General features: G+C 40.5%; 9 protein-coding genes. 4 read left to right on the forward strand and 5 right to left on the reverse strand.

Going from position 1 to position 11,190, the window contains the following annotated elements; all coding sequences use genetic code 11:
* The first annotated feature begins 8 nt into the window (after positions 1-8).
* On the forward strand, positions 9-1,145 hold the full coding sequence (bshA, locus tag ACY2A0_RS11385) for an N-acetyl-alpha-D-glucosaminyl L-malate synthase BshA (RefSeq protein WP_461789576.1): 1,137 nt from the start codon (positions 9-11) through the stop codon (positions 1,143-1,145).
* Here bshA and ACY2A0_RS11390 read toward each other — a convergent pair.
* Positions 1,142-2,242 carry a lactonase family protein gene (locus ACY2A0_RS11390; RefSeq protein WP_461789577.1) on the reverse strand — a complete coding sequence of 367 codons (1,101 nt, stop codon included), beginning with the start codon at positions 2,240-2,242 and terminating at the stop codon, positions 1,142-1,144. The two genes, bshA and ACY2A0_RS11390, sit on opposite strands and share 4 nt — an antisense overlap.
* 70 nt (positions 2,243-2,312) lie before the next feature.
* Entirely contained in the window at positions 2,313-3,704 is a 1,392-nt protein-coding gene (locus ACY2A0_RS11395; protein WP_461789578.1) for a pseudouridine synthase, read from the reverse strand.
* Between the two features lie 230 nt (positions 3,705-3,934).
* Between ACY2A0_RS11395 and ACY2A0_RS11400 the strand changes: the two genes are divergently transcribed.
* Together ACY2A0_RS11400 and ACY2A0_RS11405 are read left to right on the forward strand one after the other, a co-directional pair.
* Entirely contained in the window at positions 3,935-4,714 is a 780-nt protein-coding gene (locus ACY2A0_RS11400; protein WP_461789579.1) for a lytic transglycosylase domain-containing protein, read from the forward strand.
* A 179-nt stretch (positions 4,715-4,893) separates the two neighbouring features.
* Positions 4,894-5,940 carry a 2Fe-2S iron-sulfur cluster-binding protein gene (locus ACY2A0_RS11405; RefSeq protein WP_461789580.1) on the forward strand — a complete coding sequence of 349 codons (1,047 nt, stop codon included), beginning with the start codon at positions 4,894-4,896 and terminating at the stop codon, positions 5,938-5,940.
* An 81-nt stretch (positions 5,941-6,021) separates the two neighbouring features.
* Here the strand turns inward: ACY2A0_RS11405 and ACY2A0_RS11410 are convergent, their stop codons facing one another.
* The gene (locus tag ACY2A0_RS11410) at positions 6,022-6,324 is read right to left on the reverse strand and encodes a hypothetical protein (RefSeq protein ID WP_461789581.1); all 303 of its coding nucleotides are present in this window, start codon (positions 6,322-6,324) and stop codon (positions 6,022-6,024) included.
* Between the two features lie 97 nt (positions 6,325-6,421).
* On the reverse strand, positions 6,422-7,309 hold the full coding sequence (locus tag ACY2A0_RS11415) for a pirin family protein (protein WP_461791516.1): 888 nt from the start codon (positions 7,307-7,309) through the stop codon (positions 6,422-6,424).
* 608 nt (positions 7,310-7,917) lie between these two features.
* Here ACY2A0_RS11415 and ACY2A0_RS11420 point away from each other — a divergent pair.
* Positions 7,918-9,429, forward strand: coding sequence for a SulP family inorganic anion transporter (locus ACY2A0_RS11420; RefSeq protein WP_461789583.1), 1,512 nt, complete (start codon positions 7,918-7,920; stop codon positions 9,427-9,429).
* 194 nt (positions 9,430-9,623) lie between these two features.
* On the opposite strand, the gene fabV is transcribed toward ACY2A0_RS11420, so the two are convergent.
* Positions 9,624-10,826 carry an enoyl-ACP reductase FabV gene (fabV, locus tag ACY2A0_RS11425; RefSeq protein WP_461789584.1) on the reverse strand — a complete coding sequence of 401 codons (1,203 nt, stop codon included), beginning with the start codon at positions 10,824-10,826 and terminating at the stop codon, positions 9,624-9,626.
* Positions 10,827-11,190: the final 364 nt, after the last annotated feature.

The raw sequence follows: 11,190 nt of genomic DNA on the forward strand, positions 1-11,190 counted from the left end.
CAACATCAATGAAAATAGGAATAGTTTGTTACCCTACCTTTGGAGGTAGTGGAGTAGTAGCTACCGAGTTAGGCAAAGCTTTGGCTAACGAAGGACATCAGGTACATTTTATCACATATAGTCAGCCTGCTCGTCTTGATTTTTTCTCCGCCAACCTCTTTTATCATGAAGTTTCGGTAAGAGATTATCCCTTATTTGATTATGCACCGTACGAATCTGCTTTGGCCAGCAAGCTTGTGGACGTAGTACGTTTTGAACAGTTGGATATTTTGCACGTGCATTATGCCATACCTCATGCCTCTGCTGCATTTATGGCAAAACAAATTCTAGCTACGTATGGCATCAATATTCCGTTTGTGACTACGTTGCACGGAACAGATATTACCTTAGTAGGTAAGGATGCCACCTACAAACCCGTAGTTACGTTTTCTATTAACCAAAGTGACGGTATTACTACTGTATCTGAGGATTTAAAGGAAGATACTTACGGGCACTTCGAAATCACTAAGGAAATTAACGTAATTCCTAATTTCATTGATTTCAACAGATTTAGTTTACAGCCAAAAGATCATTTTAAGAAAGCCATTGCGCCAAATAACGAACGTATCTTAATCCACACCTCTAATTTCCGTAAGGTGAAGCGTACGGAAGACGTGATTAGGATGTTTGAAAAAGTACAGCGTAGACTTCCGTCAAAACTGTTAATGGTTGGGGATGGCCCTGAACGTTCTGCCAATGAAGCTTTGTGCAGAGAATTGAATATTTGCGATAGCGTTAGATTTTTAGGTAAGCAGGATGCGGTAGAGGAAATCCTATCGGTGTCTGACCTATTTATTATCCCTTCGGAAAATGAGAGTTTTGGCTTAGCAGCTTTGGAGGCAATGGCCTGTAAGGTGCCGGTGATTTCTTCAAATGCCGGAGGCTTGCCTGAACTTAACGTTGACGATTTCTGCGGTTACATGTGTAATGTGGGTGATATTGATGATATGGCAAATAAAGCCATCACTATTTTAAGCGATCAAAAGACCTTAGATTATTTCAAAGAGAATGCCTTAACCAGAGCTAAGGACTTTGATTTAAAGAAAATACTTCCCCGTTACATTGCTTATTATGAGGAAGTAATTGCTAAAAGTTCAGGTAGCTAGTTTGAAAAAACTAAGCAAACAGGCGAGCCTACTTGTATGCGTTTTCCGCTGTCGGTAAGTTTTCCGGTTGCCGTATTCCTATGGAAAATTACAATATCATTGGTGTATTGATGTCCTACTAGCAAATATTTTCCACTTGGATCAATATTGAAATTTCTTGGTCCTTTGCCTAGTGTACTCACGCTTTCAACAAACGTTAGCTTACCATCTTTTTGTATGCTAAAAACATTAATGGTATTGGCATCGCCGCGGTTACTTTCGTATAAAAACTTTCCGTCTGCAGAGGTATGGATATCGGCGGCGTCAATTTTTCCATTGAAGTCTTTTGCTACGGTTTCAACTTCCTGAAGTAAAGCGAACACGCCGTTGCTATAACTGAAGACGCTTATTTTACCGTTGAACTCATGTGCCATGTAAGCAAATTTTCCATTTGGGCTAAAGGTTAAATGACGTGGGCCAGAACCGGAATTTGTTTTTATACTAGTTTTAAATTTAAGCGGTTGTTCAGCGGTGGCATCGTAACTGTAAACGTATATTCGATCTTCTCCTAAATCTGTTGCTACTAAGTATTTTTTGTCGGGTGTGAACTGAACTTGATGCACATGTGCGCTAGCCTGGCGCTTATCTGGGCCGCTTCCAGTATGCTGTATGTTTTGTTTGAGCGAAGTTAAAGCACCATCAGGCTTGATGCCAAAAACACTGATGGAGCCGCCTGTGTAGTTCGCAGTAATTACGTTTTTGCCGTCGGTTAAAATAAAGCAAGGATTGGCTCCTTTTGTACTTTCTTTATTTAATGATGTTGCTTGCCCCGTAGCAGGATCAAATTTGAAAGCACTAGCGGCGCTATTGATGCCATCTTCGTAAACAGCATATAAAAAATCCCTGGCTTTGCTTAACGTAATGTAGCTGGGGTTGGATACGTTTTTGATTACATTGATTTGCTTTGCCTCTGCCGTTTTACTGTCAAATTCGTAAACGTAAATACCTTCGCTACCAGTTTTATTGGTATAGGTGCCAACAACTAGCTTTTGCTTTTGCGCATAAACCAATACCGTGATAGCGCTCAAAAGTGCAAACAAAAAAAATCTCTTAAACATATTAGCCGTTTTAATGATCAATAAAGGTAAATAAAAAATGCGCAAGCTGTAATTGCTGCGCATTTGAATTTTATTTAATGAGATGCTTAATCTGAATCAACTCGTGTTCGTCCAAATATCTCCATCGGCCGCGAGGTAAATCTTTCTTAGTCAGATTTCCATAAACTACACGATCAAGTTTTACAACATCATAGCCTAAATGTTCGAAAATACGTCGAACAATTCTGTTTTTGCCACTATGTATTTGAATGCCTATTTCGTTTTTGCTCCCGCCAACCACGTATGAGATATTGTCGGGTTTGATGAAACCATCTTCGAGCTCTAACCCAAATTGTATTTTGTTAAAGTCACCCTGTATAAGGTTTTTATTTAATTCAACCTGATAAATTTTGGTAATGCCATTGCGTGGATGAGACAGTTGATCTGCAAGCTCACCGTCATTAGTCATCAATAACAATCCGGTAGTATTTCTATCTAAACGACCAACAGGGTAAATTCTTTCTTTGCTGGCTTTTTCTACCAAGTGCATCACAGTTTTGCGCTCTTGAGGGTCATCGGTAGTGGTAATGTAGTCTTTTGGTTTGTTTAAAAGAACATACACTTTTCTTTCCCTTTTTAAAAGCTCGCCGTTGTATCTTACCTCATCCTTGTAAGGGTCAACTTTGTGGCCCATTTCGGTAACAACTACGCCATTTACACTAACTACGCCAGCTTCGATCAGTTCATCAGCCTTACGTCGTGAGCATACGCCGGCATTGGAGATGTAACGGTTAAGGCGGATCAAGTCATCATTTTCTTCCTTTGCATTTTTTCTTGATCTTAGGTTAGGAGTAACTCTTTCGCCTTTATCCTTACTCTTAAAGCCGTCCTCTCTTTTTCTGAACGGCCTGTTATCGCCGTACCTGCTATCTTTTTTGTCAGAAAATTTGCTGTTACCATCTTTAGCAGCGCCATCTCTTTTAGTATAGCCTCTTTTATTTCCGAATGAATCTTCTTTTTTGAAATTGCGCTCTCCACGCTCTGTACGCTCTCCGCTTTCTCTACGGTCAAAGTTATTTCTTTCTGACCTTCCGCCACGCTCTGTACGTTCTCCGCCATCTCTACGGTCAAAATTACTTCTTTCTGATCTTCCACTACGCTCCGTACGTTCTCTACTTTCTGAACGTTCTCCGCGATCTGTACGTTCTCTTTTTTCCCAAGGACGATCATCTTTCTTGTCGAAAGACTTTTTGAAACCCTGATTGTCGTTGAAATTATTTCTGGCAGGTCTGCCAGTGTTTGATTTGAAATCTTTTTTGTCGTTATCGAAGCGGCGGTCGCCGTTTCCTTCATTAAAACGTTTTGGCTTGTCGCCTTCTGAGTAGCTTCTCCTTCCGCTACGTTCTCCACCACGTTGTTCTCCGCTACGCTTACCTGTGTTGGACTTGTCATCCCGACTTTTCCCTTTGTTACTATTTGTCATTGATACGCTTTTAACCGCATAAAATAATGCGGCTGCAAAGTTACCAAATTTACTGGGATAAACAATTTGGAAATATACGGAATTTATCAAAAAATCAGTGCTTTAAAAACTTGCTTGTTTATGCTTTAAACGCCGTTTTTCGTTCTTATTTTTGTAAGTGCTTGATAATTAAATATATAATTTGTATCTTTGCGCTCCAAGTATTAAGTGTTAACTAAAAAAGGAGGAAGATGTTAAAGAAACACCTCATTCCATTGGCAGTAATTTTTGGATTACTGGTGATGGCCAAAGTGTTTGCTTATAAGCTACCAACCAAAGTAGAAAATCTTAAGAAAGATAACTATACCAATAGTACAGATACCACCGAAGAGCCGGTTTTTACAATAGCTCAACTTGAGTTTGCCGATGAATCATTGCCGATTGGCGATAAGCGGATAGACACAAAAATGAAGAAGACTTTGGCTTCATTTTCTTATGGAAGTTTGCAGACAAATCGTTTGCATAAAAAAGCAGCAGAATGGTTTCCAATTGTAGAGCCTATTTTGGCGAGCTATGGTATACCTAATGATTTCAAATATATTCCGTTAGTGGAATCAGGTTTGAGAGCAGGTGTATCGCCTAAGGGAGCGGCAGGTTTTTGGCAGTTTATGCCAAGCACCGCACGGATGTATGGCTTGAAAGTAAACAAGAAAGTAGACGAACGCTACAATCTTAAGAAGTCTACAGTGGCAGCGGCAAAATATCTTAAGGATCTTTACGATACTTTTGAAAGCTGGACTTTAGTAGCAGCGGCCTATAATGTTGGTGATAGCCATATGCGGAAGCAGATCAATCGCCAAGGGCAGGATAACTATTTTAAAATGAAATTGAACAGAGAAACAAGTTTGTACGTTTACAAATTGATTTCAGTGAAAGAGATTTTGGAAAATCCGAAGCGTAATGGCTACAAAAATCAAAAAGCCTTATTGGCTTACAAACCTGTAGAGGAAAACGGAACTACAGTAGAATAAAATATAAATTGGTATAGCTTTTTTATAAGCAATTTAAAGGCTGTCTCCTTAATGGAGGCAGCCTTTTCTATTCAGCATTTGCCCCGTAGCTAAGTAAGGTTGAGTTGTTCTGCATTTGATCTCCAATTTTCTGCGCTGTACTTTTGACTTTTCACTTTTGACTTTCTACTTTTGAACCTATGCAGCAATTAAAGGTTACTCGGGTTCAGCAGGAAGTTAATGAAGTGATTACAGTTGTTTTAGAACCTTTGAGTGAAAATAAGCTAGTTTTTAAAGCAGGCCAATTTTTAACCCTGGTGTTTCAACGGGAGGGAAAGGAGCTGAGAAGGTCTTACTCGGCCTATAGCTCGCCTTTAGTTGATGAGCCACTTTCCATAGCGGTGAAGCTGGTAGAAAATGGTGAGATTTCTAGGTTTTTACACCATAGCTTAAAGGTTGGAGATATCGTTGAAGTAACTGAGCCTAATGGTAATTTCTTTTACGATATAGCTAAACATCAGCAAAGAACTGTTTTTTTGTTTGCGGCAGGAGTAGGAATTACGCCACTTTTTTCGATTTTAAAAACAGCGCTGGTAGGAGAAGAACATTCAAAAATAGTACTCATTTATAGCAGTCGTTCGGCAGAAGAAACACTTTTTTTGCAGGAGCTGCGGGAATGGCAACATATTTATCCCGATAGGTTTGAACTCATCAACCTTTTTAGTAACTCAAAAAATTTGATGCGTGCCAGATTGAACGGTTTCTTGGTTCATGAGCTTATCCGCCAACATTTGTCTTTTGCTAAAGAAGATGCGCTATTTTATACTTGCGGGCCGGTGGATTATATGGACGTTTGCCGCATCTCCATATTGGGAGCAGGTTATTTGCCCCATCAGGTTAAAAGAGAAACTTTTGTGTTGCCTGAGGATGAAATTGATGAGGATGATGCGACTGAAAAAGTGGTTGACAAAAACACCTATAGCGTTAACTTAATATTTCAGGGCGAAACCCATCATTTGGAAGTTCCTTGGCCTAAGCGAATTTTAGATGTGGCGCTAGAAAATAAAATCAAAATTCCATACAGCTGTAGCGGCGGTGTATGTAGCACCTGTGCGGCCACTTGCATTTCGGGAAACGTAAGGATGGATTATAATGAAGTGCTTACCGATTATGAAATTGCCAGAGGTAGGGTGTTGGTTTGCACTGGGCACCCAACGGAAAATGATACCACGATCACTTGGGGGTGATTAACCACAAAGGCACAAAGACACGAAGAAACTTTGTCGTGCCTAGTAACTAGTACTCTGTTTTTAGATGATTAGTTGTGCTTAGAATGAAAGCTCTTTTAGGCAAACGAGAAGAAACGTAATTGGAGCAATTATAAAATAGCATGCGCTAGAAATAAATGTCCAATTGTGGTATTTAGAAGTGCTTTTTTTCTTCTGGTAGCGGAAAGCGATTAAACCCATTATTATTGGCGCACCAAGTATCAAATAAAACATGCCGAGCGAAGCCATTGCTGACCAATGCCAAAAAACGCTAGTGAGTAAAATTAATAAAAGGCAACCGTAAGTTGCGAAGATGAAGAATAAAGAAATAATGGGAGCATTTTCAATTTTATCATCTTTCATTCGAAAATTAATTTTAAAATAAAAAGCCAATCCAATTAGTGGAATTATCAGATGAATTAAGCTAGCTATTATAATTTCTTTAGCGCTCATAAACGTACTACTTTACGTTCTTACTTTGTGGCGGTAAAGGTACGAAGTCAGTTTCGCCAGGTACTTGGGGAAATTCTTGGTTCAGCCATTTTTGCTTTGCTTCTTCAATCAGTTCGCGACTGCTTGCTACGAAGTTCCAATAAATGAAACGTTCTTCGGGGAAAGCTTCGCCTCCAAAAATATAAACCGTACTGTTAGGTAACATGGTAAATTCGCAAAGTTTACTGTCTTTGGCCACTAAGAAATTTTTTGGACCAAAGGTATTGCCATCATTTTCAATGCCTCCCTCTAAAATATACAAGCCACTTTCTCCAAATAAATCCTCGCCTATGGTTAATGTTTTTTGTCCTTTATTTTTTATTTCGATGAAATACAATGGGCTGTAAACGGGTATTGGAGATTTTCTCCCAAAGGCGCCGCCGGCAATCAGTTTGAAATTGACATCGTCTTGTTCCCAAGCTGGGATATCTTTGCCATCGGCATGGAAAAACTCTGGCTCCATTTGCTCCAGATGTTTAGGCAGTGCCACCCAAATCTGTAGTCCATGCATGTTTTTTACGGTTCCTCTTAAGTAGTCTGGCGTACGTTCGGAGTGGGCAATTCCTTTTCCGGCTGTCATCCAATTTACTTGTCCGGGTTTAATTTCTACTTCTGTACCCAGTCCGTCGCGATGCATTACTGCACCTTCAAATAAAAATGTAAGTGTAGATAAGCCTATATGCGGGTGAGGAGGGATGTCGAAATTTTCGTTTTCATTAAGCGTTACTGGCCCCATGTGGTCAATGAAACAAAAAGGGCCTACCAATCTTTTTTCCCTGAAAGGAAGTAGGCGGCCTACTAAGAAATTTCCAATGTCACTTGGTCTTTCTTCGATAATGAGCTGGATATTTGACATGGTTTAAAGATAAGGAATTGTTGTTCTTTTTAGCCACAGATGCATAGATTTTGTTTTGTGGATAGACCCTCGCCGGCTGCGCCATCTCTTCAGGGGGGAGGAAAATTATAAAGTTGCATAGGCATTTCGCTGTACTACTTTGTTTTTAGCCACAGATGCACAGATTTTGTTTTGTGGATAAACCCTCTCTGGCTGCACCATCTCTCCCATGGGGAGAGAGATTGTAAAAGTTGCAAAGGCACTGGGCTACTCTCTCCCTTTGGGAGAGATGCCCGAAGGGCAGAGAGGGTTTGGAATTATATTATTTATAAATTGTTTAGCCTTGTTAGTTTAATCCCCTTTCGTAATTGTAATTCATATCATTTAGAAGTATTGGAAGCCACCAATATGGGTTATCTCTTTAGCCACAGATGCACAGATTTTGTTTTGTGGATAAACCCTCTATGGCTGCGCCATCTCTCCCAGGGGGAGAGAGATTGTAAAATTGCTTAGGCATTTCGCTATTCTCTCCCCTTGGGAGAGATGCCCAAAGGGTAGAGAGGGTAAAAACAACATTGCTAGCACCATAAGTATAGATAACGTACCTTTGCGGATATAACTAATTTCACATGCCCCTTTTTGATTTAAAGCAGCCCATCAATTATAAAAACGAAATCCTAGCCGGTTTAACCGTTGCCATGACGATGATTCCCGAGTCGCTGTCCTTCGCAATTTTAGCAGGCTTCCCCCCTTTAATGGGATTGTACGCTGCTTTCATTATGGGTTTAGTTACTGCTATTTTAGGCGGAAGGCCAGGCTTGGTGTCGGGCGGAGCTGGTGCAACCGTAATTACGCTAATTGCGCTGATGAAACTACATGGCCTGGAGTATGTATTTGCTGCGGTGGTGGTAGCTGGAGTTATCCAAATTGCGGTTGGGTTGTTTAAGCTCGGTAAGTTCATCAGGCTGGTGCCGCAATCAGTAATGTATGGGTTTGTTAACGGCTTGGCAATAGTCATTTTTCTATCGCAACTCAACCAATTTAAAGTGCAAGGTAGCAACGATTGGCTAAGTGGCTCGGCATTATATACCATGGGTGGATTAACTGCATTAACCATATTTGTAGTGTGGCTTTGGCCTAAAATTACTAAGGCAGTACCTGCTTCGTTAGTAGCTATTATGGTGGTATTTGCGGTGGTTTTAATTTTTGGGATACAAACCAAAACAGTAAGTGATATTGCTTCTGTAGCTGGAGGCTTTCCTCCGTTTCATATTCCAGAAGTGCCTTTTACTTTCGAGACTTTAAAAATTGTATTTCCTTTCGGGTTAATTATGGCTATGGTGGGATTAACAGAAGGTTTGTTGACCCTAAACTTAGTGGATGAAATTGTAGGCAATAAAGGTGATGGCAACCGAGAAAGTGTAGCGCAGGGAACAGCCAATATTTTGAATGGCTTCTTTTTTGGGATGGGTGGCTGCCCTATGATTGCCCAAACCTTAGTGAATCTTTCTGCGGGAGCAAGAGCAAGACTTTCGGCAATTATTGGTGCGCTAACTATTTTGTTGATTATTTTAGTAGGTGCTCCTGTAATTGGAAAATTGCCAATGGCTGCACTAACAGGTGTAATGATGATGGTTGCCGTAACCACGTTCGAGTGGAGCAGTTTTCGTATCATTAATAAAATGCCAAAGGCCGATATTTTTATTGGGGTGGTTGTTGCTGCAGTGACGGTTTTTATGCACAATTTAGCCTTAGCGGTTCTTATTGGTGTAATTCTGTCGGCTTTGGTATTTGCTTGGGAAAGTGCCCGCCGTATTAGGGCAAAAAAGTTTGTTGACGCGAACGGCGTAAAGCATTACGAGATTTATGGGCCATTGTTTTTTGGCTCAACTACCACCTTCCTGGAAAAGTTTGATGTACAGGATGATCCAGCGGAAATTGTGATTAACTTCAAAGAAAGCCGCATTGCCGACATGAGTGCCATTGATGCGGTGCACAAAATCACAGAGCGTTATAAGAAGTTAGATAAACTGGTTACCTTAAAGCACCTCAGTGCTGATAGTAGACTGTTGCTTAGAAATGCAGCGGGTGTAATTGAAGTGAATATGGATGACCCGATTTATAAAGTGGCGGATAGGTGATTAGCTAATGTGATGATAATTAGCTAATGGATTTGAAGACTTGTGCCTTGAGGGGCTAACAATTGAAGAATAAACGTCGGTTATTCTCTATGCTTCATGACGATAACGAAATAAGCGCTTTGTCATTCCGACGTTAGGAGGAATCTGGTTAAATAGATTCTTCGCTATGCTCAGAATGACAAAGCGCAAAAATACTATGCTTCTGCTTTCTGCAAACCAGGTATCTCTACCATTTCATTTGCATCAGCGGTGTAATCAACACCTTCCACGTCAAAACCGAAAAGGTTCAAGAAATCTTTTTTATAACCAGCTAAGTCGCCAGTTTGTGGCAATGTTTCAGTATCAGCGGTTTTCCAAAGTTCAGCAACTTCTGCCTGCACATCGTCACGCATTTCCCAATCGTCAATTCTAATACGTCCTTTTTCATCCACGGGAACATCGCTGTTAGTGTATAATCTTTCCGCAAATAAACGCTGGATTTGCTCAATACAGCCTTCATGTAAACCTTTTTCCTTCATGGTTTTATACAAGAAAGAAATATATAAAGGAATAACCGGAATAGCCGAACTTGCCTGAGTTACCAAAGCCTTGTTTACAGAAACGTAAGCCTTGCCATTCAAGTCGGCCAGTTTATCAGTAATGGTAAAAGCAGTAGCTTCTAAGTGATCTTTAGCACGACCGATAGTTCCTTTTCTGTAAACCGCCTCCGTTACCGCAGGGCCAATATAAGAGTAAGCTACGGTTACTGCGCCTTCGGCTAACACGCCAGCAGCTTTCATGTCATCAATCCACATTTCCCAGTCTTCGCCACCCATTACAGCAACGGTATTTTCAATTTCCTCTTCGTTAGCAGGTTCTATACTTACAGTAGAAACAATGCCCGTATGGAAATCAACGGTTTTATCAGAGAAAGTACCTCCAATTGGTTTCAAGGTAGAGCGGTGTGTAACGCCAGTTTTCGGGTTAGTTCTTACTGGAGATGCTAAACTGTAAATTACCAAATCAATTTGACCTAAGTCGGCTTTAATTAAATCGATAGTTTGTTGTTTTACTTCATTAGAGAAAGCATCACCGTTAATGCTTTTGGCATATAAACCATCAGCTTGTGCTTGTTTTTCAAAAGCAGCAGTATTATACCAACCTGGTGAAGCTGTTTTTCCTTCCTTAGGTTCTTTTTCAAAATAAACGCCAATGGTTGAAGCACCATTGCCATACGCTGCGGTAATACGCGAAGCCAAACCAAAGCCAGTTGAAGCACCAATCACCAAAACTCTCTTAGGCCCTTCAATGGCACCTTTAGATTTTACATATTCAATTTGGTTTTTCACGTTTTGAGCGGCACCATCAGGGTGAGCCGTTAAACAGATAAAACCACGCATTCTAGGTTCAATAATCATAATTTGTTTATTTAAAGTTGGCAGGGCCAACAATCCAAGTTCAAAGCTAGCTTATTTTTTTGTGCGCTACAAATTTAGTAGAGGCAGGCGGTGCGATGTTAAGTACGGCATTGCATTATAGAGGAAGATTTGTTTTTTGAAAAGCAAAGCCAACAGGTTTTGCGGAAAGTGCAGTCCTTTGCTTCGTTCAAATGCTGCATTGTGCTGCGCTCCATTTCGCATAACCACTTCGCCAAGGTTTATTTTACAAAGGTAGTGGTACATGGCCGGTGTGAATAGCAAGGTGTTTCCATTTATAGCCCCGATTGGCGTGAATCCCGATTTTTCATCGGGAGAAACAGAAAGCGGGACGAACGCTGTAAAT

It is taken from the genome of Pedobacter sp. (genome assembly GCF_965249885.1).
GTDB lineage: Bacteria > Bacteroidota > Bacteroidia > Sphingobacteriales > Sphingobacteriaceae > Pedobacter.

Bases quoted from the DNA above. Each gene is read 5' to 3' on its own strand.
- ACY2A0_RS11415 (WP_461791516.1), bottom strand. From the start codon at position 7,309: ATGTCAAATATCCAGCTCATTATCGAAGAAAGACCAAGTGACATTGGA.
- bshA (WP_461789576.1), top strand. From the start codon at position 9: ATGAAAATAGGAATAGTTTGTTACCCTACCTTTGGAGGTAGTGGAGTA.
- ACY2A0_RS11395 (WP_461789578.1), bottom strand. From the start codon at position 3,704: ATGACAAATAGTAACAAAGGGAAAAGTCGGGATGACAAGTCCAACACA.
- ACY2A0_RS11390 (WP_461789577.1), bottom strand. From the start codon at position 2,242: ATGTTTAAGAGATTTTTTTTGTTTGCACTTTTGAGCGCTATCACGGTA.
- ACY2A0_RS11400 (WP_461789579.1), top strand. From the start codon at position 3,935: ATGTTAAAGAAACACCTCATTCCATTGGCAGTAATTTTTGGATTACTG.
- ACY2A0_RS11410 (WP_461789581.1), bottom strand. From the start codon at position 6,324: ATGAAAGATGATAAAATTGAAAATGCTCCCATTATTTCTTTATTCTTC.
- ACY2A0_RS11405 (WP_461789580.1), top strand. From the start codon at position 4,894: ATGCAGCAATTAAAGGTTACTCGGGTTCAGCAGGAAGTTAATGAAGTG.
- ACY2A0_RS11420 (WP_461789583.1), top strand. From the start codon at position 7,918: ATGCCCCTTTTTGATTTAAAGCAGCCCATCAATTATAAAAACGAAATC.
- fabV (WP_461789584.1), bottom strand. From the start codon at position 10,826: ATGATTATTGAACCTAGAATGCGTGGTTTTATCTGTTTAACGGCTCAC.